Genomic DNA, 25,452 nt, shown 5'->3' on the forward strand with positions numbered 1-25,452 from the left:
TTTCACCAATCCCCAAAGTATAACTGATAAAAAGCACCCTAAAATCAAAAAGAAAGCACGCCTCTCCATTGAATGCAAAACACTGTATACCAATTACTTAATTATAATTTTTTCCCGGATCAAATATAATTCTTGAAACGCAATCGATTTCGTAACTATCATTCATACATGGCAAAAAAAACTCCATAATGATTGTAAATTTCATTGATAACCAAACAAAGTATGCGAATGGACAAACACTCTTCAAAAAGGAATGAGTCCACAAACCATGCTCTACAAAACCCTATCTATACAATAAAACCAAAGTAATTATGAAACATTATCTACAAAAAGGAATTCTCCTTTTTTCACTACTCCTGGCTATAGTCATGCAAAGCTATGGTCAAGGAAGAATTGTGCAAGGCACTGTCACCGATGAAGGTGGGGAGCCAATCCCTGGGACTTCAGTGACGGTTAAAGGAACCACTACCGGTACCGTGGCAGATATTGATGGGAATTTTTCTCTCAATGTACCTGAATCTGGGGTATTGGTATTTTCATTCATCGGTTTCAGCACTAAGGAAGTACAGATCACGAATGAATCGGTTGTCAACGTTCAGCTATCTGAACAGCTCTCTGATCTAGGTGAAGTAGTCATCGTAGGCTATGGTGTCCAAAGAAAATCCGATCTGACAGGTTCGGTATCTTCTGTAGGAGAGCGTGAAATCAAACAAGTGGCTGTGGCATCCCTAGACCAAGCACTTCAAGGAAGGGCATCTGGTGTACAAGTTACTCAAGCTTCCGCGGCTCCAGGCGGTGGTGTATCTATTAGAGTTCGTGGTGGTAACTCCATTAATGCTTCCAATGAGCCTTTATATGTCATTGATGGAATTCCATTTTTTCCCAATAATGCTACAGTATCTCCTGGAGCCTCAGGAGGTGCACAACCACAAAACGCTCTTGCCAATATCAACCCAGGTGATATTGAATCTATGGAAATATTAAAAGATGCTTCAGCTACTGCTATTTATGGTTCAAGGGGTGCAAATGGTGTAGTCATCATTACCACAAAACGCGGGAAAGCGGGTGCTATTAATGTAGACGTCGAAAGCTATTATGGAATCCAACAAGTATCAAGAAAAATCCCTTTGTTGAATGCAGAAGAGTTTGCCATCATAGCCAACGAAGCCCGTGTCAATAGAGCGCAGGAACCGATTTTCTCTCAGGCTGATATCAGTAATTTCAGAAACAACAGTACGGATTGGCAAGATGAAGTTTTTCGAGAAGCTCCAATTCAAAACCATCAAGTGACAGTGTCTGGTGGTGATGCAAAAACAAGGTATGCCATATCCGGTAATTATTTCAATCAGGATGGTGTGATCCTCAACTCCGGGTTTTCAAGAGGATCTATCAGGGTAAATGTTGACAAAACTATCAATAGCAAAGTGACAATCGGCAACTCTTTGACCATTTCAAGATCTTCAAACAATCAGCAGGTTACGGATATAACCAGAGGAGGAGTTGTAAATGGTGCTTTGGTGTTCTCTCCTACACTTCCTGTCTTTGATGCAGATAACAATTATACTTTCGACAATAGTGCCATTCCAGGATCACAACAAGTAGGTAATCCTGTTCAGGATGCCATGGAAACCTTGAATAAAACCATCACCAACAGGGTTTTGGGCAATGTCTTCTTAGAGTGGAAAATCATGGATAATTTGAACTTCAGAGCATCAGGGGGAGCAGATTTCCAAACTGGCCGTAGGGATTTTTATGCACCAAGCACCAACAACAGAGGGAGAAATGCTTTTGGTTCTGCCTTAGTTGAGAAGAGAGATGTTTTCAGTCCAGTAGGTACAATTACATTGAATTACGATAAGAAATTTGAAGACAGTTATTTGACCCTGTTGGCTGGGTATGAAAGCCAATCACAAATGGTCGATTTTATAGGCGCATCAGCGACAAATTTTCCTACAGATGCCCTGGGCACTGATAATTTAGGTTTAGGTCAAATCGTAGGAACACCATTTTCTGGAAGAAGTTTATGGAGACTTGACTCATGGTTTGGAAGAGTGAATTATACTCTATTTGAAAAATTCCTTTTCACAGGAACCTTTAGGGCAGATGGCTCTTCAAGATTCGGTGCAGGGAATAAATGGGGGTACTTCCCTTCAGCAGCAATAGGCTACAACATGAGCAATGAGCCTTTTATCAATAACCTGAGCTGGATGAGTACTCTAAAACTTACAAGTAGCTGGGGTTTGACCGGTAACCAAGAAATCGGTTTGTACCAATCTCTTTCACAACTGAACACACAACGTTATCCATTTGGAACTGGAATTGCCATTGGACTGGCGCCAGGCCGAATCCCTAACCCTGATCTAAGGTGGGAAAAAACCAACCAAGTAAATATCAGCCTTGAAATGGGCTTTTTTGAAGACCGGGTGTTTTTTGAAGCAGCTGCATATTATAAGACAACACAAGACCTACTATTGCCACTCGACTTGCCAAGGTCTACTGGGTATTCCACTATTCTTCAAAATATCGGAAGTGTAGAGAACAAAGGATTGGAATTGGCGATCACCAGCAACAACCTTTCCGGCAGACTTAAGTGGGTGACTAATGCCAACATCACCTTCAACCGAAATACAGTAGTGGCATTAGGCCCTGGAGAAACTTTTAGATTGGCTCCAGATACAGGAGACGGCCACTTGCAAATAGCAAATTCCAGTATCCTACAGGTGGGATCTCCGGTTGGAAGCTTTTTTGGAATGGTGACTGATGGTATCTATCAAGTTGGGGACGAAATACTTCCGGGAAGCAGCTCTTTTGGAACTGTGGGACCAGGAGACATTAGATATGTAGATGTCAATGGAGATGGGGTAGTGAATAATAATGACAGAGCAATAATCGGGAACCCACAGCCTAAGTTCTTCTTTGGTATCAACAATAATTTCAACTACAAAAACTTTGATTTGTCTATCCTAATGAACGGAACATACGGCAATGATGTATGGAATGTAAACAGCCATGAACTTTACCGAAATGATGGTGCTACCAACAATGTCAGGGAAGTTCTCAACAGATGGACTCCGGAAAATCCCAGCAACGAATGGCCTAGCTCAAGAACCAGACCTTTTGTATTATCAGATAGACATATTGAAGATGCATCATTTCTGAGAATCAGAAACGTGACTTTTGGCTATACTTTCCCTGCAACCAACATTAATTGGCTTAGGTCCTTTAGGTTTTACATGCAGGGACAAAATCTATTCACTTTCACCAATTATTCTGGATTTGACCCAGAAGTCAACTCCCTCGGACAAAACCCTATTGGGATCGGAATTGATAGAGGTACCTTCCCTATGGCAAGAACATTCATAATGGGAGTTAACATTGGTTTATAATTTTTTTATTTGAGAATTTCATTAAAACAGATGCACATTATGAAAATTAGAAACATATATAAAATAGGATTGGTGTTGGTAGCGATGCTATTCAACAGTTGTGAAGAAGCCCTTCAGGAAGAAGTATTCAGCTTTATTGCTCCTGAAAACTTCTATAATACAGCCACAGATGCAGAAGCTGCTCTTGTAGGAGTATATGCTGGTTTTAGGCTGATCCACATGTACGATAGACACTACATGATAGGGGATATGGGGTCTGATGACACTTTCACAGGCGAATTTAGAGGAAACCAAGACAGGATACAGATAGATGAGTTTACGGTGGATCCGAACAATGGCATTTTCCGAGAGAGATTTGAGAACTCTTATATTACTATCAACAGGGCCAACGCAGTAATTACCAGAGTACCTGCCATTGAAATGAATACCGAGCTTAGGGATAATATTGTCAACCAAGCGAGATTCCTGCGCGCGCTCTTATACTTTGATTTGGTTCAGTTATTCGGAGATGTTCCCTTAAAAATAGAGGAAACTTTGAACGTGAGCGATGTAGCCAGTCCTAGAGTAGACTTTAACAGGATCTATGATGAAGTAATCATTCCAGATTTACAAGCTGCCGAGAATTTACCAGCTACTCCTAGACTGGAAGGACAGGCCAACAGGACTGCTGCGAAATCATTATTGGCAAGGGTGTATTTAGCCAGGGCTGGAAACAATCCCAGTTCTCCATTTTGGGCATTGGGAAGAGACAAAGCAAATGAGGTAATCAGCTCAGGCCAACACCGTCTTTTGAATGATTTCAGGGATGTGTTCCAAATAGAAAACCAAAACAGTGATGAACATGTATTTTCTATTCAGTTCAGTGCTTTTCAGGGCCTGAATAATACATTCCAAGAGTTTTTCATGCCAAGGGGAATCAACTCAACCACTGGTAACGGTAACGGTGTAAACGAACCAACTCCAGACATTGTACAAGCATTTGAACCTGGGGATGACAGATTCAACACCGCTTTCCTATTGGAGCTGCCTCTGGCAGGTGGAGGAAGCAACTTCTATGATCCACGTGGCAGTTGTGAGGGTTTTCCTACCCCATGCATCGCTCGACCTTACATCGGAAAATATCTTGAAACTTCCCCTCCAAGAGGTAGTCTTAACTATCCGATTCTTCGCTACTCCGATGTATTGCTGATGTATGCAGAAGCAGCAAATGAGGCTGAAGGCGGTCCTTCTTCAACAGCTTACGCAGCGATCAATCAGGTAAGAAGCCGAGCCGGATTGCCTGATTTGGCTCCAGGACTTGGTCAAGCACAATTCAGAGATGCTGTAAGACAGGAAAGAAGAGTTGAATTAGCCTTTGAAGGCATCAGAAGATACGACTTGGTAAGGTGGGGTATTCTCCTTGATGTGACCAGGGAGCATTTCTCGAGATTTTACCCCAATCTATTGGGCAATGTAAGAGAGCACCACGTGTTGTTCCCAATTCCACAAAGAGAAATTGACCTAAACCCAGGAATAAGTTTATCCGACCAAAACCCTGGCTATTGATCATAAAAGGCTCCCGAAATCTTCCAAAGGCTGTAAACGGGAGCCTTTTATTTTTTCAAGCTGTATTTTTCCGGACAGGAAACTTTTATCAAAATGTAAAAATCACATCACCCTGAATGCACCCTAAATTCTGAGCATCTGAATAAAATTCAGATTCAATTCAACCTACACTTGAGTATGGAACTAGGCTTTAGACCTCTGAATAAGATAAAAAGAATATGATACGGCCGCTGACCTTTCAGATGAGATGCTGACTTCAGTACCTAAAAGTAATTGTAAACTTTGTACCCACATTCACTTTACTTTGGACTTCTATAGTACCATTGAGTTTGGTGATTTGGTGGTGTATTAGGTACAGCCCAACACCCTTGCTGTCTTCATGAGAATGGAATGTTTGATTGAGCCCAAAAATCTTGTCTTTTACTTTTTCAATATCAAAACCCAATCCATTGTCTTCCAATGTCAATTGAACATTGTCACCTATTTTTGAAGTTTTGATACTGATCATAGGCGCAATACCTGGCTGTGCATAACGTATCGAATTGGTAATTAGATTGAGAAAAACACTTTCCAAATAGTCTCGGTTGAAAACTACTTCCTCAGCATCGGAAAAGTCACATGTAATACTTGTATTTGATGATTTAATCAGGGTTTGAATGGATTCTCTTACCATATTAAAAGTATAATCAAAACGAATGATTTCGATTTTATTTTCACTCAAGGTTCTTTTACTCAGCAAATCCACATAGTTATCAAGTGTTTGTTTAAGATTTGTGCTCGAAGACCTTAAGATTTCAAGGAGTTCCAGGTTTTCTTTATCTTCAATTTTGGTAAGATCTATTAGGTTGAAAATCGAAAGAAAGTTATTGACAGGAGACCTCAGGTCATGAGTTGTCCTGTAAGTCAGATTTTCTAATTCTTTATTGATTGAAGTAAGGTTTGCAAGCAAAAGATTGCGCTCATTTTCAAGCTTTTTCTTGTAGGTAATGTCTTTTGCAATAGCGAAGATCAGTTCCTCTTGTTCAAGAAACATTGAGGTCCAAGCTAACCATACAACCTTGCCGGATTTTGTCAGGTACCTATTTTCAAAATTGAGTAATGGCTTTTTCTTGGTGAGTTCCTTTCGGGCTTTTGCTGTCAGTTCTTGGTCCTCAGGATGCACAAAATCATTTATGGGTGTTTTGAAAAGTTCTTCTTCATCATATCCTAACAATTTACTGACAGCAGGATTGATTCGTTTGAAATAGCCATCATATCCAGCAATACAAAAAAGATCAGGGCTTATGTCAAAAAAAATATCGAGTTTTTGCAGTATCTCTGAATTAAGATTGTCTTTCTTCATATGGTATAATGGGGTTTCTGATAGCTTTGGGGTGCTATCACAAACATACATTTTTAATTCCAAGTAAGAGATTAAGTTTATGTGATTGGAAGCGCCAGAAATAATTCTTCATCACTTTCCCAATTTTTATTACCAGAACGTTCTCATTTTAAAATTATGTAGAGTTACACACCATATTTTTGACTAAATTAGTCAAATTATTTCTGATGGAAATTATGAATAAACTCGGGGAAAAATTGAGAAGTATAAGGAAATTAAAAAAACTGCCATTGCGAACTGTAGCTGCAGCCTTGGACATCGATCAGGCCATCATCAGTAAGGTGGAGCGGGGAATTAGAAAACTCTCCAAAAATCAGGTCATCAAATTGTCAGAACTTTATCAAGTCCCTTTATCAGAACTTTTGGTGCTTTGGATGGCAGATAAAGTGATATATGACCTGGGTGATGACGACGAACTGGCCAAAGAAGCCTTGAAAGTAGCCGAGGAAGAAGTTGCTTATAGGGTTTTTGAAAAGCTGGATAGATCTAAAATTACCAAACACCTTGTGGATGAAATAAAAAAAATCCCTCAAATCAAAAAAGCTTGGCTTTATGGCTCTTTTGCCCGTAAAGATGATGGGCCTGATAGCGATATTGATGTTGCAATAGAAACTGAAGAGAGTTTTAGCTATTTTGACTTGGCTAATGTGCAATATAAACTTGAGCAAAAAGTTGACAGAAAAGTTGATATTGGTTGGTTGGAGAGCTTTAAAGATTATGTTTGGGAGAATGTTAAACCTGACCTGATTTTAATTTATGAAAAAGGATGAGCACATTGAAAGTATGGTTAGGTTGACTCATATTAAAGACGCAATCAAGCAAATCCATGAGTTTATGGGTGATTCTGATTGGAAAGCATTTGAAAGCCATAGAATGCTACAAGATGCTGTCCACTTCCAATTTGCCGTAATTGGAGAAGCCATCAAATATGTGGAAGAAGAAAAACTGAATAAATATGATTATCCATGGCATCAGGTGCGGTCTTTTCGAAATCTTATTGTCCATGAGTATTTCAATATTAGAATAATTGCAGTCTGGAATATTATCAAAAACGATTTGGATGAGCTTGAAAAAATCATAAACCTTATGTTGAAAAATGAATTTGGAATTTCCTGACACAAATTAAAATTATAATGAAAACCTTCTCCCTATTCCTCTCTTTCCTGCTGATCTCTTTCAGCACATTTTCCCAAATCCAAAAAAACTGGGCTTGGGGTGGCCCATTAGATCCTTTACAGGAGAAATATCAAGTCCTCCACTATCACTTGGAACTGGAGCTTTTCCCGGAAACCCAAGAAATCAAAGGTAAAAACAAGGTGACTTTTGACTCCAAGGAAAAACTTGACACCCTCAGACTTAACCTGATTGAGGAATACAATGTAAGCAAAGTAATCATGGATGGCCAAGAAATCACGTTCCGCCATTTTGGAGATACCTTGGATATTTTCCCTATTGACTGTACCTGCGAGGAGGTGGAAATATATTATGGCGGCCGCACCCCTATTGCTATCAACCCTCCATGGACCGGTGGCTTTACATGGGAGTTGGACGAATTGGGTAACCATTGGATGGGCCTTTCTTCTCAAAATGAAGGCGCCAAAATCTTTATGCCTTGCCTCGACCATCCTTCGAGCGAGCCTATCAATGGGGTTGACCTGATTTTCACTGCTCCCAAACCATATTTTGTAGCATCCAATGGACGGCTAGTGGAAAGCAATTCCGAAAAAGATAAAGTGACTTACCATTGGACTACACAATATCCCATCAACAATTACAACATCAACTTTACACTTGGAGTATTTCATGAGGAGTCAACTATTTTTCAAAGTGCTGATGGCACGCAAATCCCTATGTTCGTCTATGTGCTGCAACAAAACCGCAATAAAGCAAAGGAACTTTTGGAAGTACTGAAAACTTCAGCAAAAACACACGAAAAATTCTTTGGCCCATACCCATTTTCCGATGATAAAATAGCTGTTGTAGAAACCCCATACCTCGGAATGGAACATCAAACAATCAATGCCTATGGGAATGATTTCAAATTTGAGAAAATTGGCAATGTGACCGCAGACTGGCTTCTCCACCATGAATTGGGGCATGAGTGGTTTGGGAATAAAATTTCTGTCAAAGATTGGGCAGATTTTTGGATACATGAAGGATTGACAGCGTATGGAGATTGGCTATTTTATCTTGAACATGGCGGTGAGGAAGCGTATATGGAAAAGGTAGGGTCAGTTAGGAAATCAATTGCCCATGCAAGACCGATAGTCAGTCCAAGAAATTCCACTTCTGATTTTGCCTACCATCCCGAAATATACACCAAAGGTGCCTTCATCATCCACTCCCTTCGGTATTATTTGGGAGACGAAATATTTTTCCCAATGTTGAAAGCATTTGCTTCAGATGAAAGATTTACCTACGAAAACCTGGTTGAAACTTCAGATTTTACTGATTTTGTGCAAAAGTATTCGGGTGAAGACTTACAGGGATTTTTTGACATGTACTTGAAAACTATCCATGTGCCAAAAGTAAAAATCAAGAAAAAAGGTAAGAAGGGCTACCAGGTAAGTCTGCCAAATATAAATTTCAAAATGCCTGTGGAAATCAAAACTTCCAACGGCTATGAGCGTCATGTTTTATCCTCTAAACCTGTATTGGTAAAAAGTGAAATCATGATAGAAGTAGATCCCAAAAACTGGTACTTAATGAAAAAAGACTGATGAAAAAGAGAATAATGTTTTTGCTTCCTCTACTTTTAATGGGTTTCATTTGTGCTGGCACCGCACAAAACCTAAGAGAAAAAATAAACAGCGAAGGGCTTATCATCTGCAGTCATCGTGCAGCAATGTCTCCTGATATTCCTGAAAACAGCCTTTATTCAATGGGAAGATCCAAATCCGCGGGCTTGGATATGCATGAAATTGACCTGGCAGAAAGCAAAGATGGAGTTCTTTTTCTCCTCCACGACAAAACCTTAGACAGAACCACAGAAAGCACTGGTCTTATTGCCGAAAAAACCAGCGAAGAACTGGCTGAGGTAAAACTCAAAGGACTAGAAGAAAAGCTCCCAAAATTTGAACAGACTTTGGAGTTTGCCAAGCAAAATCAAATTTTTCTTATGCTGGATGTTAAAGAAGCCTCACTCGAAAAGGTTATCAACTTGGTGGAGCACTTCGACATGTTAGACCAAGTGATGGTATTGACTTTCAATGAAACACGGGCACAAGAAGCTTTGAATTTACCGCAAAAATTTCTCCTTTCTGTTCTCATTACCAAAGAAGAAGATTTAGATTTTTACCTCTGCAAGACAGATGATCCATACTTCTTGATTGCTTATCTCAATCAAAATGCACCGGTGTCTCTTTACGAAAAAACAAAGAACATAGGGCTACCGATCGTTACTGATGCCATGGGAGAGCCTGACAAAGAAGCGCAGGAATCTGGGCATCAGGTGTATCTGGAGTTTATTGATAAACGACAGCCGGATATTTTGGTATCTGATTATCCTTTACAACTGCGGGCGGCCGTGGAAGATTGATTTTTTGGTAAAACCCTGACGTTTTCAAAATATTTGACCAAATTGGCTTAGAGAGTTAATTATCAATTTAAAAAAACAAACATGAGCCCAAAGGTTCTCATAAGGCTTTCATTGATCGTCAACTACATGGTTTTTGCCGTTCTCCTCAATTCTGTTGGAGCCGTCATCTTACAGGTGCAGCGCACTTTTGATGTCAGCAAGGCGGAAGCTTCAGTGCTCGAAGGCTTTAAAGATTTACCCATCGCGATATTTTCCTTCATTGTTGCTTCCTTACTGCCAAAAGTAGGTTTGAAAAAAGGGATGCTAGGCGCCTTATTTTTGGTAGCGGCGATTTGTTTTATGATGCCCCTGATGGCTGATGAATTTTGGTATTTCAAACTCCTCTTTGCCGCTGTGGGAATTTCCTTCGCAGTCATCAAGGTTTCAGTATTTGCCATGATAGGTTTGGTTACGGAGAATACCAAAGAACATTCCAGCCTGATGAGCACCATAGAAGGGTTTTTTATGGTAGGTGTATTGGTCGGGAATGTATTTTTCAGCCTATTCGTCAATGATGCAGATCCAACTTCCCGTTATTGGCTGAATATTTATTGGTATTTGGGAGCTATGACTTTGGCCGCTGCTTTATTATTGTTTTGGGCAAAAATCAACGAATCTGAATCCAAAAGAGAGAATACCAAAGCTTGGGATGAATTTCTGGATATGCTCAAGTTGGTCATCAAACCATTGGTTTTGGTATTTGCAGCCTCTGCCTTTCTCTTCGTATTGATAGAACAGAGTTTTATGACATGGACACCCACCTTTTACCAAGACGTGCTAAAAGTACCTGCCAGTATGGGTATTCAAGCAGGTGCTGTGCTTGCAGGAGTCTTGGCTATAGGAAGGCTACTAGCGGGAGTCATTCTGAAAAAAATCCACTGGCTCACTTTTACACTTTCCTGCACCTTTTTGGTCGGAGTATGTGTGATACTGACTTTGCCATTGACGGCAAACTTACCAGAGGCCATTGAAGCCATCACTTGGTTCAATGCACCTTTTGTAGTCTACCTATTTCCAATCTTGGGGCTATTCCTCGCTCCTATTTATCCTACGATCAATTCCGTAGTGCTAAGTGCGCTACCCAGGTATATGCAAAGTTCCATGTCTGGATTGATAGTGGTGTTTTCTGCACTTGGAGGCACAACTGGCTCCATCATTACAGGACATATCTTTGAGGCATATGGAGGCACCAATGCCTTCTATTTCTCATTGATTCCTATCGTTGCCTTATGTTTGATTTTGATTTTGCTCAATAGACAAGTAAAGAAAAATGTTCCATCATAAATACAATCCCCCTGACGAAATCTACCAGGAGCTCTTTGATGCTGTACAGCTCAATGACATATTCCCTGATTCAAAGACATTCGTGGACTGTGTACCAAAGAGAAGTCCAGACATGATCATGCACGATTTTTACCAATCAATACAAAATGAAGATTTTGACCTCAGGTCTTTCGTAGAAGACAATTTTCATATCCCCGAAGATCATGAATCTGCAGAGTTGCCAGAGGGACTTTCTCTAGAAGACAGACTCCATCGTCATTGGGACACCCTGCGCAGAGAGCCTGATGTTGAGAACCGTGATTCAAGTTTGCTCGAACTCCCCCATCCCTATATTGTGCCTGGAGGAAGATTTCGCGAAATCTATTATTGGGATTCATACTTTACCATGCTAGGACTAAAAGCATCGGGCAGGATCGATCTCATTGAGTCCATGGTTGACAACTTCGCTTTTTTAATCAATACAGTTGGGCATATCCCAAATGGAAACAGGACCTACTTTCTTTCAAGGTCACAGCCTCCTTTTTTTGCGAAAATGGTGGAACTACTTTGTGAGGCAAAAAGTAATAAAAATATCATCAAAGAATACCTCCCTGAGATCATTATGGAATATGCATTCTGGACCGAAGGAGAAGCTGACATACACTTGCCGGGAAAAAGGTACAAGCGTGTAGTCATGCAAGATGAAGACTCATTTATGAACCGATACTGGGATGATGAAGACACACCGAGACCGGAATCTTTTCTGGAAGATGTGGAATTGTCTGAAAAAAGCAGGAGGTACCCTGACAAGTTATTCAAAAATCTCCGAGCCGCTTGTGAGTCCGGTTGGGATTTTAGCAGTAGGTGGTTGTACCATCCGGATGACCTCAAAAGTGTACAAACAATTGCCTTGATCCCTATAGATCTCAATGTTTTGCTATCTGAAACCGAGAGGATTATTTCCCTGGGATTTGAAATGGAAGGTGATGAGAAGCTATCTAAGAAGTTTGAAAAAATCAGAAAAAATAGAATTGAAGCCATCAGCAGGTATTGCTGGAACGAAGAGAGTGGTATTTTTCTTGATTTTCATATCAAATTCAAAGAGCAAATGGACAGGCCATCACTCGCAATGCTTTATCCTCTTTGGGCAAAAATAGCCAGTGATGAACAGGCGGAAAAGGTAATTGCTTTCGTAGAAAAAAATCTTTTCAAAGCCGGAGGACTTGTCACCACCACAATCAACAGTGGTCAACAATGGGATGCTCCAAATGGCTGGGCACCTTTGCAGTGGATAGGATTCGAGGCTTTTAGAAATTATGGACGTGAAGACCTGGCCGCCGAACTGGCTAAAAGGTGGACAAATCTCAATGAAAAGGTATTTGCCCAAACCGGTAAAATGATGGAAAAATACAACGTAGAAGACCTCAGCCTAGAAGCCGGCGGAGGAGAATATCCAGTACAAGATGGCTTTGGATGGACAAACGGCGTATACTTATCTATGAAAGAAAAATTGAAAAGATAACCAACTCACTCATAAAGATGAATACACTTAAAAAAATCTCACTTGGGATTTGCTTTTTGCTTCTGAGTTTTTCTGCCGCAATTAGCCAAAACTCCCCGCATGCCTTTTACCTAACATGGACTGAAGATCCCACGACCTCCATCGACGTGGATTGGCATACAGATGATACTGAGCCACTCCAACTCAACTTCCGTAGAAAAGGAAACGAGGAGTGGAGAAGCTTCGAAAGCAAAGTCCTTCCATTTCCTTTTTCAGAAAGAAAGGTACACAGGGTAGCAGTAAGAGGGCTTCAACCAGCTACTGAATATGAGGTGAGTTTTGACGGAGGCACTACACTTTATTATTTCAGGACCATGCCTGACGATCTGGGGAAAAACAGCATTAAGATTGCAATAGGAGGAGATTCTATGCACCAAAAAAATTGGTTTGAAAAAACCAACCGTGTAGTGACTTCATACGAACCGGATTTTGTCATCATCGGTGGAGATATGGCTTATGAAAATGGCATTGCTAACAATATTCAGAGGATTTACGATTGGTTTGATGCTTATTCCACCACGCTGGTGACTGATGATGGAAGAATATTGCCTTGCGTAGTTGCCGTTGGCAATCACGAGGTCGTAGAAGGCTATCACCGAAACCACCCAGGCTATAAACAAAATAACGATTTCAGGAGAAGAATAGCACCCTACTTTTACGGCCTGTTTGCCTTTCCTGGCCAACCAGGCTATAACGTGCTAGACTTCGGAAAATACTTAAGTTTGATCATTTTAGACACTGAACACAGCAATCCCATACAAGGTGACCAAACCAAATGGCTCAACAAGACTTTCAAGGACCGAAAAGATGTACTCCATAAAATCCCCATCTACCATGTCCCCGGTTTCCCTTCTGTAAGGAATTATGAGGATAAAGTACAAACACTAGTGCGGGAAGAATGGACGCCGATATTTGAGAAAAACGGAGTCAAATTAGCTTTTGAAAATCATGATCACGCTTACAAGAGGACATTCCCAATAAAGGGTATGGAAATAGATCAATCAGGTATTATTTATGTGGGAGATGGATCTTGGGGTGTAGCGCCCAGAGATATCCATGAGGTGGAAGAAACCTGGTACCTTAGAAAAGCCCAATCTGTAAGGGCATTTACCTTATTGACCTTAGAAGGAAGTCATTTTAGTTTCATTTCTGTGGATGAAGATGGCAATGTCATTGATACGTTTCCTGAGAATCCAATGGTTTCTTCGATAGAAGACCAATAGAAAATCCTAAGATAAAAATAGCCATGGTACCTAGCACTATGGCTAAATTTTTATGTAGACCCAAAGTTGGCAAAAACAAAATCAAACCATCCAAACTGATCCAACCAATCAAAGCCAATCCAACAACAACTCCTGCAATAGGTGCAATTTTAGATTGGACTTGGGTCATCACTCCCAATAAAAATAATCCCAAGATACCTCCGCTAAAAATAGAGGCCAAAGCCCACCATGCTTCTAAAGCACTGCTTACACCATTAAATGCCAATGCTACTAAAATACTGACTAAACCAACAGAAATCGAGGAAAGGTACAATACCCTCATAGATGCCTTTTCGTCAATATTTAATTTGAAATATTTTTTGACATGATCCTCCAAAATAACCGTTGCGGAACTGTTGATGCTAGTAGACATTGTGCTCATTCCTGCAGCAAATATGGCTGCAATCATCAATCCCGTGATTCCGGAAGGCAACGAGTTGACAATAAAAAAAGGAAATACTTGGTCTGCGTTTTCTATTAAAAGCAATTCTTCTGATAGGAGATTGTCATAAACTTTAAAATACCCGTACAGTGCAGTTCCAATCATAAAAAATAACATCGAAACAGGCACATATAAAATGCTGCCCAACCAGGTAGATTTTTTTGCCTCTCGATCCGTAGTGGCCCCTAGGTAGCGCTGGATGTAACTTTGATCTACTCCAAAATTTTGCAGATTGATAAAAAAGCCATAAATGAGAATTACCCAAAATGTGTTATTCCCAAAATCCAATCCCATGCTGCCCAAGGAGAATTTTTGTTCAGCCTTCCCTATTTCAATAAGCTGTCCCACTCCTTGCGGCATTTGGGAGACAATCCATAACAGACAACCTACTGCACCTACAATCAACAACAATCCCTGCACAGCGTCAGTCCAAACTACTGCTTCAATCCCACCCATAACAGCATATAGCGTTACCGCCAATCCTGTAAAAATAATAATCGAGGGAATACTCCATCCGAATAATGCATGCATGGGAAGTGCCAAAAGATACATGATCGCACCCATTCGGGCCAATTGAGTCAAAAGATAGCAAACCGAAGCATAGACACGTGCCCAAAGCCCAAACCTATTTTCCAAGTAGGCATAGGCCGATGGGCTTTGGATTTTCCTGTATAATGGTACAAAGAATGTGACCGCAATCCATGCCGCTAAGGGTATGGAAAGACTAAAGACAAAGCCATTCCAATTGGACTGGTAGGCACTTCCCGGTAATGCAAGAAAACTGATGCTGCTTACATAAGTAGCAAAAATAGACATACCCAAAGCCCATGTAGGCAATCTTCCACCGCCAGTGATATATTCCGTTGATCCTCTTTTTTTGAAATAGAAAGAAATTCCAAAGCCTATAATACCCAACATATAAAACAAAAATACCAAGGTATCAAAGACAGGTAATCCCATAAGTTAAAGGGATTTGATTTCGAAAATAATCGGCTCCAGTTCTTGTCTGATTGTTTCTCTGATTTTCAAATCCGCCGATAATAACGGCAATGCCAAGTGTGCTTCGCATATTCCCAAGAAATACAAACTTTCTTTAAGCCCACACAGATAAGCCGAAGCTTTAGGACTACAACCATATATTTTATCGCAAATTTTCAAGACAATGGACTGAATTTTCTCTTCAGTTTCATAATCCCTGCTCTTAGCCGCTTCATAGAGTTTGACGTAGAGTGAAGGAAAAATATTGGCTCCACCATTTACCCCTCCATCAGCACCAGCCCTGACAGAACCTGCAGTCATTTCCTCTGGCCCTACCAAAAACACGAAATCAGGGTTTTCCTTTTTGATCTTAATGATTTTTTCAAAATAGACCCCATCACCTGAACTGTCTTTCAGTCCTATGATATTTGGATGCTTTGATAACTTCTCTACCGTTTCAGGTGCTATGGTACATTTTGTCATTTTAGGAAAATTATACAACATCAAAGGCAAGGGACTTTGGTCAGCCAGTTTTGTATAATATGCCAAGAGGTCTTGTTGGTCTATGAAAAAATAAAAAGGAGGAGCTGCCACCACAACATCGGCTCCACTTTCTTTGGCAACTTTGGCAAATTTCAAACTTGAATCTATGGCAGTATGGGTGATACCCACCAATACAGGCACACGTTTATCTACAGTTCTGCAGGTAATCTGTATCAACTCTTTTTTGATCGAAGGTTTTAGACTTGATATTTCTCCCGTGGTTCCCAATATAAAAACCCCATGAACCCCTCCATTGAGTAAATGATTTGTCAGCCTTTCAGTAGCTTTTTTATCCAACTCAGAGGTGGAAAGTAGTGGTGTAACCGTAGGGACTATAATACCTTTCATACTACTTGTTGATTGTGCTATATCCATTCCAATTTGGTTTTAATTTAGGTTTGCTAGAAAATCCAATTTAAAAAATAATCCTTTGTGAATTTGAAATAGAGGCCAACTTTTGATTTTAAAGATATTGTATTTTGTGCTTAGGTCTTTTTTGACTTTCTACATTACACCAAATTATATTATAAATTTGAGTAAATAATATGTATTGGCAACATTGCTAGCGTTAACCAAATGACTACAACTTCCTTGAAGTTTTTGAAGCAACCTTACCCCTATTATTTCAAAGGAAAAAACCTTTGGATTATTGCTGCTTTGATTTTTGGGATGAGTATGGCGTTCAACTACTTTTTTGAACCCTTTGTTGTTTACCGTCCTGAACACAAAGTCAGCTATTTTTGGATTTCAATGATACATTCCTTGAATGCATTTCTTTGTGTATTACTGGTAATTGGTTTGAACAATTTACGGGTAAATGAAGACAATTGGAATGTTGGGAGTGAAATCACATTAATTTCAGGTGTGCTTTTGACTATAGGGATCAGTCAGTTTCTGGTTAGGGACATGATTTATGCAAATCCTGACAACTGGTCCATGCGATATTTTCTGGAAGAAATCAGAAATACCTTTATGGTTGGAGTTTTGTTTGCTGTTATTTTGGTCCCCATGAATTACCTAAGGTTGATGAAAGCACATCTGAAAACTGCACAAACTCTCAACAGCCATCATCAGCCTGATTTAATACACCAGAAGGAGAAATTTCATCCGATTGTCACCCAACAAAAAAGCGATGATTTTGAACTTAATACTGATGACTTTTTATTTGCAAAATCAGAAGGCAATTACCTGGAAATATTTTTTGAAAAAGAGGACGGGACAAATAAAATCCTGAAAAGAATGACTATGAAGGAACTGGAATCCCAATTGGATTCCTTCCCTCATTTTTTTAAAACACATAGGTCATTTTTAATAAATCTCAAAAAAGTGAAAAAAGTAAAAGGCAACGCGCAAGGCTATCAATTGGAAATCAAATATTATTCTGATTCACTTCCTGTATCGAGAGGGATGGTCTCTGACTTTGAAAGGAAATTCAGAGATATATGACCTTTGTATTTCATCCCAAATCTTTGACTTTGGTCACAAGGCCCTTTTTTGACTGTTTTGAATACCTACTTTTGGATGAGTATCAAATCCAATATCATGCGCAGACACGACTTAGACTGGTTAAGGGTAATCGTTTTCGGATTACTGATCTTCTATCATGTTGGGATGTTTTTTGTTCCTTGGGGATTCCATATCAAAAATGACATCATATATCCAGAGATTAGATGGCCCATGCTTTTTTTGAATCAATGGCGCTTGCCGATCCTCTTTGTAATTTCCGGCATGGGTACCTACTACGCGCTTTCAAAAAGAAGTGGAGGCCAATTTGCTAAAGAAAGGATTCAAAGGTTATTGTTGCCTTTGGTGGTCGGTATGCTGTTTATTGTGCCTCCGCAGGTTTATTTTGAACGGTTGGACAAAGGACATTTTTCTGGAGGCTATTTTGAATTCTGGCCATCTCAGGCATTTATAGGGGTTTATCCAGAAGGAAATTTCTCTTGGCATCACCTGTGGTTTTTACCTTATCTTTTGCTCTTCTCTCTGGTTTTGCTCCCTGCTTTACTTTACCTCAGAAATCATCCAGAATCTTGGTTATTGAAAAAAACGGCTGTCTTGGCTTCCCGACCTTTTGGCCTATTTTGGTTGATCATTCCACTTTATATCTGGGAATCTTTGCTGGAGCCCTTTTTCCCCTCCACCCATGCTTTGTGGGGAGATTGGTTCAATATTGTCAACTATATCACGCTTTTCTTTTTTGGTTTTTTATTGATCTCGGTCAAGGAAGTTTTCTGGAAAACTGTCCTTAAAAACAGGAGGAAATACCTCTATTGTGGTGTGCTTGGTTTCACCCTCCTCATAGGATTGAGGCAGTTATATTCGGACTCAACCTTGATCCACTTTATAGAAGCTCTTTTCAAAGTGTTTAACCTTTGGGCCTGGATATTGGCTTTGTTTGGATATGCTGCTGGCTATCTGAACAAGCCTAGTAAAACCCTGAGCTACGCCAATGAAGCTGTATATCCATTTTACATCCTTCATCAAACTTTCACCATAGCAATAGGGTATTATTTAATGCACCTGCCTTGGAGCTTTTGGTCAAAATTCCTACTTATGTCCCTAGGAACATTTGGCTTTTCATGGCTGGTTTATGAGATTGGAATCAGAAGATGGAAAGTAATGCGGCCAATGTTTGGGATGAAGCCAAAGCAAACAGAAAAATCTGTAAAGTCAGGAAATCTTGTACCTTAATCTACCGCTTCCTTTTCTGCTATTATATCCCTGACATCCTCTTCCCAAATCCAGCCTTTTTCCTTGGCATGGAGGGCGGCCTCAACTGTGTCTTTTACAAGAATCATTTCCACTCCCAATTCTTCCATCTCCCTTGCTATTTCCAGCACCTCTTTTTCCCTTCGTTCCAAAACATCCCTGATGTAAACCATTTTTACCTTACCTGGATATTCTTTGATGGCCTGCAAGTAGATCTCGGGATCGTGCTGTCCTGAGTCTCCAATGAGGATAAACTGAAGTTGCTTTTCGATTTCAAATATTTTTTCTACCTGAAAAAGCTTATGTTCAGAATGACTGCCTGCAAAGAACTGTTCCCTCGACAAACCCAAATCACGTAACATCAAAGGGCCTTTTGGAATGCCGTGGACCTCCAAAAACTCCATCAGAAAATCATACAGATTCCATGGAGAACTTGACACATAGAAGAAAGGGTTGCTCTCTACCCCGTCGGTCCCTTTTGAAAGGGATCTGTAAAACTCGCCTACTCCCGCAAAGGGCAATCGCGTATGGGCATTTCCTAAAAAAGTGGTCTTCAGCATTTCCCATATCCTAGTGGCACCTGTGGGCACAATAGTATCGTCAATATCTGAAATCACACCATACTCTACGTTCCCTGAAGGTATAAAAACCAATGCTTTCGATTTTACTTCTTTTTGATTTTTGACTACTTGGTCAAGCAGTTCCAACTCCACTTCCTGCCATGGCTGGTTTATCTCAAAGCCCAAATCTGACTGTATCCTGACTTCAAAATACCCCTCATCATCTGTTGAAACTATTTGTTCCAAACCTTGAAACATTGCTTTCACCTTGACCCGGGGGATTTCCCAAGTCATAAACCTTTTGTACATTTTCTTGAAATTCAGCCATCGGCTGTCATCCAAATTGGAGATTCCAATCCCTCTGTCTTTTAGCACCCTACCAATCAAAAAAATCTCATTTTCATTTCCAAAACCCTTGTATGGCAGGATCATAATAGATTTTACGATTCCTGTTTTGATCCCAACCCAAAGCTTGGCCTTGGAAAACCTTCTTTTTACACCATACAGAATTGGCAATACAATACTTTTAGAAAAGCTTTTCTGACTCTTAGTCATCGGAAATATTTATTTGAAACAACACAGCTTTCAAATTAACAAAACTTTCATTTAAAACAGTTTTAGCTGAAAGGGAACTAAAGAATTTGAAAGCTCATTCCCTTAAAAACCCTTTTCGGGTTGATTTTAAAAATCATTTGTAATCTAATCCCTACCTTTGCAAAATGGAAAGTGCTAAAAAGGATATCAGAAAGTTTAGTTTGGAGCAGTTGGAAGAATTTTTTGTAGCCCAAGGTGATAAAAAATTCAGAGCCAAGCAGGTCTATGATTGGCTATGGAACAAGTCTTTGAAAAACTTTGATGATATGAGCAACATCTCCAAAGATACACGAGAGATGCTCAAAGCAAACTTTTCCATCAACCACATCCAGGTGGATCTAATGCAGCATTCCAATGACGGAACCATCAAAAATGCAGTAAAGCTTTTTGACAGCAAAATCGTTGAATCCGTGCTGATTCCCACTTCGAAAAGGATCACAGCCTGTGTTTCTTCTCAAGTAGGTTGTAGCCTTGACTGTAACTTCTGCGCCACCGCTAGGCTAAAGCGTATGCGTAACCTCAACCCAGATGAAATCTACGATCAGGTAGTGGCCATCAAGGAAGAAGCGGAAACTTACTTTAACAGGCCCTTGACCAATATCGTGTTTATGGGAATGGGAGAACCTCTTTTGAACTACAATAATGTGATTGATGCCATCGACAAAATCACTTCTCCGGAAGGTCTGGGCATGGCACCACGAAGGATTACCTTGTCCACAGTGGGTATTCCCAAGATGATCAAAAAAATGGCCGATGATGGCGTCCGCTTCAACTTGGCTGTATCCCTTCACTCAGCCATCAACGAAACCCGTAGCCGCTTGATGCCCATCAATGATGTCAATCCTTTGGAAGACTTGGCAGAATCTCTGAAACACTGGTACCAGAAAACCAAAAGAAAGGTGACTTATGAATATGTCATCTGGGAAGGAATCAATGACGATGAAGCCCATGCAAAAGCCTTGGCCAAATTCTGTAAGATCATCCCTTCAAAGGTCAACATCATACAATACAATCCCATAGACGAGGGTGAGTTTAGGCAGGCATCCCAAGAAGCGGTAAACATGTACGTAAGAGTCCTGGAAGCTCAGGGCATTATCGCCAAAGTGCGTAAATCAAGGGGGCAGGATATAGATGCGGCATGCGGTCAGTTGGCCAATAAAAATGAAGTTGCACAAATATCTTAATTATTTTATAATCACTTAAATACTTCAGGTACTTCAATTTTTTAATAAAAAGAATTAAAAATAAACCTCTTTTTTACATATATTGATTTTTTAGTTATTATTGCTTTTGAAAACTAAATTATAGATTTTGCCGTTACGGCAAACGAGTTCTTTTGAACAAAAATCATTAGCAAATGAAAAAAATCTTGATTGCCACCCCATTTTTACTTGTTTCATTGCTTTACCTATTTTCTTCCTTTCAAAAAAAGCCAGGTATAGCTGAACTTTCAGAAAAAATCATTTCACTAATGGAAGTGTACGTGGATGAAATACCTGAAGAAAAAGTATTTCTTCACTTAGACAGGAGTCTTTATGCTTCCGGTGACAACATCTGGTTTTCTGTATTTCTCACTGCGGGGAGTCCTGATATTCCATCTCCACTTAGCAAGGTAGTGTATGTTGATTTATTGGATGAGGAAGGAAAACTGATCCAACAAAAAACCATTAAGATGGAAGAGGGCCATGGATTTGGTGATTTTCGATTGGACGCTTTTACCAGAGAGGGCAGCTACAAAGTAAAAGCTTATTCTTACTGGCTAAAGGGCTTTGGCGAGGAAGCGGTTTTTCAGACAGATATTCAGATTTTAGACACCTACAACCTAAAGTTTCAGCCTTTTGTAGAATTTGAAAAAGAAGAAAAAGGAAACAAAACCCATTACCTAGCCAAAATAACAGCACTGGACAATAGTTTGAAAGCACTCGCTGGAGAAGATGTTCAATTTAAAATAGCCAACAGACAAAAAGAACTAAATTCTGGCAATTTCAAGTTGAATGGAGAGGGAAAATACGAATTGGAATTTGAATTGGAATCCGGTGATTTAAACCTACCAGTTGCACTTAATCTGAACTTGGTTGAAAATGAGGATTATAGTATCTCTAGAAAATTCATTCTCCCCTTCCCCAACAGCGCCATAGATATCCAATTTTTACCAGAAGGTGGTGATTTGATTTCAGGTTTTAACAATAAAGTAGCTGTCAGGGCAATCTACCCTGATGGGAAGCCTGTCCAACTCAAGGGAAAAATAGATTATCAAGGTCAAGAAATTGAGTTCTCTACCAATTCTTCAGGATTGGCTGCATTCAATATTACACCGCAGGACACTGAGCCTATCAAGGTAGTGCTGGAGTCAGGCGCTTCTACCTTCGAAAAATCATTGGATGGCATCAAAACCCAGGGTGTAAACCTCGCTGTTGACACTTCCAAAGAGACTCTTGTCAACGTATTGATCCAGACAAAAGACTTTGCATCGATTTCACCTAGTGGTGAGGCACTTTTAGTGGTACATGCCCGAGGAAGAATCGGCCATATGCAAGTCCTTAACTTGTCCAATGGAGTGGGTGGAGCCAGAATCAACAAAAGCCAACTTGCTCCAGGAATCAACCAACTGACAGTCTTCGAGCCAGAGGGCACTCCCTTGGCTGAAAGAATGGTCTTTGTTCCCATGGAAAAAGAACTTTCCCTTGATCTCAATGCGGCCACAGTCAATACTGAAGCCCGAGGAAAAAACAGCTGGATGGTAAATATAGACGGAGACAGTTTTGAAGGAGGCTTTTATTCAGTTGCCGTAGTGGACGCGGGTGAGTCCCCATTTTCCCATAACTCAAGCATCAATTCTTATCTCAAACTAGAATCAGAACTCAAAGGGAACATCCATGAGCCCAAGCTACTCTTAGGGCAAAACAGAGATGATGAAGCCATTGAGCTTATCATGTTGACACATGGCTGGAAGAGGTTCAATTGGGAAGAGGTATTTGAAGGAAAAATTGAAAACAAACATTTTATAGAGCAAGGAATCAATATCACAGGTACCATATCTCCCCAGTCAGATGGTCGAAGAGGGCTGACAGGAGGAATGCTCAATGTCTTTTCTAAGGGAAAATCAGAAGATTTTCTTGCAGTAGAATTTGGAGAAAATGGCAAATTCATCATTGATGACTTAGACTTTCAAGATACCACGCAGCTTACAATCTCAGCGAGTGACAACAGGCATAAGGAGCGTGTAAAACTCGAATTGGATCCTCCAATATCAAAATATTTAAAATGGGAAAATTTCGAACCTGTTTTTAAAGATTTCAAAATCTCAGCGGCAATGAGCGACTACTTGGCTACGGCCGAAAAAAGACGCTTGGCACAAACAGCCTATGGTGAGATGCAAGAAATCCAGATTGATGAATTTGTAATTGCATCAGAGAAGTATGATCCCACAGAGGAAGAGATCAACAGGATGTATGGAAAAGGAGACGCTTCTCTAAAGCCTGAGGAGATTGGGGGATTTGCAGGCTACAGTGATATTTGGGAATTACTTCAAGGTAGGTTTGCAGGTGTAAGGATAGTACCTGATCCTATGGGAACTCCTTCCATAAGAATCCGTGGCACTGGCTCTGTTCAGGCTGGAGGAATGCCTTTAATATTACTTGACAATGTACCAGTGGATCCCAGCTTTGCAAGCTCCATATCACCACGAGACCTTGCCTCAGTAGAAATCTTCAAAGATGCCGCTTCCCTATCTATATTTGGAGTAGGTGGTGCAAATGGTGCAATTGCCTTATATACCAAAAGAGCCGCTGGAATCGGAAGCTTGGGAGAAGGGGTATTCAACCTCAGATTTCCTGGATATTCTGTTGCAAGTGAATATTATATGCCTAAATATGACAAAGAAAACTCCCCTGCACCTGACTACAGATCTACGCTGTATTGGAATCCAAAATTGGAATGGGAAAATAACTCTGCAATGATCGAATTCTTCAACAATGACATTGTCAAGAAATACAGGATTGTAATTCAGGGTATGGATAAGTACGGCAGGTTATCCTATTTGGAAAAGGACATTTAAGCCATCGAATACTCCATTTCGAAAATCAAAGAGCTGTATTTAACTGAAATTCAAACACTTTTCAGAATTCAACCTGAGTTTCAAATCAGGAATAAGGAATCAAAAAGCCCCAACATTGGGGCTTTTTGCATTTATGTTTATCTTCGGGCATGAAAAAACTATTCTTTATTATTCTTTTTATTTCCTCTATAGGAATTGCACAGGCCCAGGAGCAAGGTGATTTTAGGGTTCAATTAGGTGCAGATTATAGACTTCGTATTAATGAAGTAGGTGCAAACGCAGGTGTCGAATACCTGTTTTTGGATAATTTCGGTATCGCACCGAATTTCTCTTATTATTTCCCGGACTTCGGCCGGATTATGAATCTCAATGTAGATTTACGATACTACCTGACACAGGGTGTTTCGCAGGTATATATCTTGGGTGGTTACAACAATTACTGGGAAAACTTTCAACCTGGACTCCCCGGGCAATCAAGAACAAGACCTGGAGGAAACTTCGGAGCAGGAGCTTTTTTTGATGTGGGAGAAACTTTGGGTTTCATCACGGAATTCAAAATTCAAAGTCAAAATTCCAGGTTACCCGTCTTGAGACTTGGTGTAGTATTGAATTTAGGAGGATATTGAACAAAAAAAGAGCGGGTTTGCCCGCTCTTTTTTTATTTTTTCGAAAATTCAAAAAGTTTACGTTTTTCATCTTTGGACAAAGCCTCATAACCTTTGTCAGCAATTTTATCCAAAATCTTATCAATTTCTTCCTGAGTAGGTTCTCCCATTTTTGAACCTGGACTCGGTTTAGGGTTCTCTGGACTTGTGTAGTTTTGAGAAGCTGTGAATGTCTTCTTCTTTCTGTAAGACACTTTGACACTTGGCTTCTTCTCAAAAATCTTCTCAAAGAAAATTCCTATCGCCTGAATGGGTATTCCCCAATCCTTGCCTTTTTGCAGTTGACGGATATACATAAAACCCATTGCAGCACCACCCAAATGCGCCAGCTCTCCACCTGCATTGCTTCCAGCACTGTTGACAAAAGCGATGACGACATAGAATATCGCTATATACTTTATTTTAACAGGCCCCAACAGGATCAATTGAAACGTTGTGTTCGGCGCTAAGGTCGCTGCTCCGACGACAATAGCATATACCCCGGCACTTGCTCCCAACATTCTGCTCTGTGCCAAAACATCCGAAAAATACGGTGAAATATTATACATCACCACATACAAAACTGCCCCTGCAATACCTCCTAAGATATATAAATTGGCCAATTTGCGGCTTCCTAAGTATTCATGAACCAACAAGCCAAACCAATACAGGAAAAGCATGTTGAAAAGAATATGGAATATTCCTTCATGAAAAAACATATAGGTAAGTAAAGACCAAGGCTGCACTATGTATGAGCTCAAGTCAGCCGGCATCATCAAAAGAGACCTTAATCCTTGGTAGATACCTCCCGCTCCTGAGAAGGTAAAGAATACCCGGAAGACCACCATCACAAAAAACACAAGGATATTGATGGCCAACAGCTTATATAGGCTGTTGTTACTATGCTTAAACGCATTTCTCAAATTATCCCAAAATCCTCCGTACAT

At 40.1% G+C, this 25,452-nt stretch carries 19 protein-coding genes; 14 read left to right on the top strand and 5 right to left on the bottom strand.

From position 1 onward, the window contains the following. Positions 1–311 precede the first annotated feature (311 nt). Together CLW00_RS06925 and CLW00_RS06930 are read left to right on the top strand one after the other, a co-directional pair. Positions 312–3,386: a SusC/RagA family TonB-linked outer membrane protein gene (locus CLW00_RS06925; protein ID WP_106132931.1), complete on the top strand. Its 3,075-nt coding sequence runs from the start codon at positions 312–314 to the stop codon at positions 3,384–3,386. A gap of 39 nt (positions 3,387–3,425) precedes the next feature. Further along, entirely contained in the window at positions 3,426–4,931 is a 1,506-nt protein-coding gene (locus tag CLW00_RS06930) for a RagB/SusD family nutrient uptake outer membrane protein (protein ID WP_170073181.1), read from the top strand. A gap of 256 nt (positions 4,932–5,187) precedes the next feature. On the opposite strand, the gene CLW00_RS06935 is transcribed toward CLW00_RS06930, so the two are convergent. Further along, on the bottom strand, positions 5,188–6,273 hold the full coding sequence (locus CLW00_RS06935) for a PAS domain-containing sensor histidine kinase (protein WP_106132933.1): 1,086 nt from the start codon (positions 6,271–6,273) through the stop codon (positions 5,188–5,190). A 206-nt stretch (positions 6,274–6,479) separates the two neighbouring features. On the opposite strand from CLW00_RS06935, the gene CLW00_RS21370 reads away from it, so the two are divergent. From CLW00_RS21370 to CLW00_RS06970, 7 genes are all read left to right on the top strand, one after another. Next, positions 6,480–7,082 (top strand): nucleotidyltransferase domain-containing protein, encoded by a 603-nt coding sequence (locus CLW00_RS21370; RefSeq protein ID WP_211300160.1) that lies wholly within the window; start codon positions 6,480–6,482, stop codon positions 7,080–7,082. Continuing rightward, complete coding sequence (locus CLW00_RS06945) at positions 7,069–7,428, top strand: HepT-like ribonuclease domain-containing protein (protein ID WP_106132934.1); 360 nt, start codon at positions 7,069–7,071, stop codon at positions 7,426–7,428. Before CLW00_RS21370 ends, CLW00_RS06945 begins: the two co-directional genes overlap by 14 nt. Before the next feature lie 17 nt (positions 7,429–7,445). Beyond that, positions 7,446–9,032, top strand: coding sequence for a M1 family metallopeptidase (locus CLW00_RS06950; RefSeq protein ID WP_106132935.1), 1,587 nt, complete (start codon positions 7,446–7,448; stop codon positions 9,030–9,032). After that, positions 9,032–9,850: a glycerophosphodiester phosphodiesterase family protein gene (locus CLW00_RS06955; protein WP_106132936.1), complete on the top strand. Its 819-nt coding sequence runs from the start codon at positions 9,032–9,034 to the stop codon at positions 9,848–9,850. Before CLW00_RS06950 ends, CLW00_RS06955 begins: the two co-directional genes overlap by 1 nt. A gap of 81 nt (positions 9,851–9,931) precedes the next feature. Next, positions 9,932–11,173: an MFS transporter gene (locus CLW00_RS06960; RefSeq protein ID WP_106132937.1), complete on the top strand. Its 1,242-nt coding sequence runs from the start codon at positions 9,932–9,934 to the stop codon at positions 11,171–11,173. Next, positions 11,160–12,674, top strand: coding sequence for an alpha,alpha-trehalase TreF (treF, locus tag CLW00_RS06965; RefSeq protein ID WP_106132938.1), 1,515 nt, complete (start codon positions 11,160–11,162; stop codon positions 12,672–12,674). The genes CLW00_RS06960 and treF overlap by 14 nt, the downstream gene beginning before the upstream one ends. Before the next feature lie 17 nt (positions 12,675–12,691). Further along, positions 12,692–13,936 (top strand): purple acid phosphatase family protein, encoded by a 1,245-nt coding sequence (locus CLW00_RS06970; protein ID WP_106133078.1) that lies wholly within the window; start codon positions 12,692–12,694, stop codon positions 13,934–13,936. On the opposite strand, the gene CLW00_RS06975 is transcribed toward CLW00_RS06970, so the two are convergent. After that, entirely contained in the window at positions 13,884–15,377 is a 1,494-nt protein-coding gene (locus CLW00_RS06975; RefSeq protein WP_106132939.1) for a sodium:solute symporter family protein, read from the bottom strand. The genes CLW00_RS06970 and CLW00_RS06975 overlap by 53 nt on opposite strands. 3 nt (positions 15,378–15,380) lie before the next feature. Continuing rightward, positions 15,381–16,313 carry a dihydrodipicolinate synthase family protein gene (locus CLW00_RS06980; RefSeq protein WP_106132940.1) on the bottom strand — a complete coding sequence of 311 codons (933 nt, stop codon included), beginning with the start codon at positions 16,311–16,313 and terminating at the stop codon, positions 15,381–15,383. Between the two features lie 201 nt (positions 16,314–16,514). Between CLW00_RS06980 and CLW00_RS06985 the strand changes: the two genes are divergently transcribed. Next, positions 16,515–17,384, top strand: coding sequence for a LytR/AlgR family response regulator transcription factor (locus CLW00_RS06985; protein ID WP_106132941.1), 870 nt, complete (start codon positions 16,515–16,517; stop codon positions 17,382–17,384). 96 nt (positions 17,385–17,480) lie between these two features. Next, the gene (locus tag CLW00_RS06990; RefSeq protein ID WP_106133079.1) at positions 17,481–18,632 is read left to right on the top strand and encodes an acyltransferase family protein; all 1,152 of its coding nucleotides are present in this window, start codon (positions 17,481–17,483) and stop codon (positions 18,630–18,632) included. Here the strand turns inward: CLW00_RS06990 and CLW00_RS06995 are convergent. After that, positions 18,629–19,765 (bottom strand): App1 family protein phosphatidate phosphatase, encoded by a 1,137-nt coding sequence (locus tag CLW00_RS06995; protein ID WP_106132942.1) that lies wholly within the window; start codon positions 19,763–19,765, stop codon positions 18,629–18,631. The two genes, CLW00_RS06990 and CLW00_RS06995, sit on opposite strands and share 4 nt — an antisense overlap. Positions 19,766–19,929: 164 nt before the next feature. Here CLW00_RS06995 and rlmN point away from each other — a divergent pair, with 164 nt between their 5' ends. The 3 genes from rlmN to CLW00_RS07010 all read left to right on the top strand — a co-directional run bounded on the left by rlmN (position 19,930) and on the right by CLW00_RS07010 (position 24,487). After that, positions 19,930–20,988 carry a dual-specificity RNA methyltransferase RlmN gene (gene rlmN / locus CLW00_RS07000; protein WP_106132943.1) on the top strand — a complete coding sequence of 353 codons (1,059 nt, stop codon included), beginning with the start codon at positions 19,930–19,932 and terminating at the stop codon, positions 20,986–20,988. Positions 20,989–21,161: 173 nt separating this feature from the next. After that, positions 21,162–23,861, top strand: a complete 2,700-nt coding sequence (locus CLW00_RS07005) for a TonB-dependent receptor plug domain-containing protein (protein WP_106132944.1) — start codon at positions 21,162–21,164, stop codon at positions 23,859–23,861. Between the two features lie 149 nt (positions 23,862–24,010). After that, entirely contained in the window at positions 24,011–24,487 is a 477-nt protein-coding gene (locus tag CLW00_RS07010; RefSeq protein ID WP_106132945.1) for a hypothetical protein, read from the top strand. A gap of 32 nt (positions 24,488–24,519) precedes the next feature. Here the strand turns inward: CLW00_RS07010 and CLW00_RS07015 are convergent, their stop codons facing one another. Continuing rightward, positions 24,520–25,452, bottom strand: a complete 933-nt coding sequence (locus CLW00_RS07015; protein ID WP_106132946.1) for a rhomboid family protein — start codon at positions 25,450–25,452, stop codon at positions 24,520–24,522.

Source organism: Mongoliibacter ruber, from assembly GCF_003003005.1.
Taxonomy (GTDB): Bacteria; Bacteroidota; Bacteroidia; order Cytophagales; family Cyclobacteriaceae; genus Mongoliibacter; species Mongoliibacter ruber.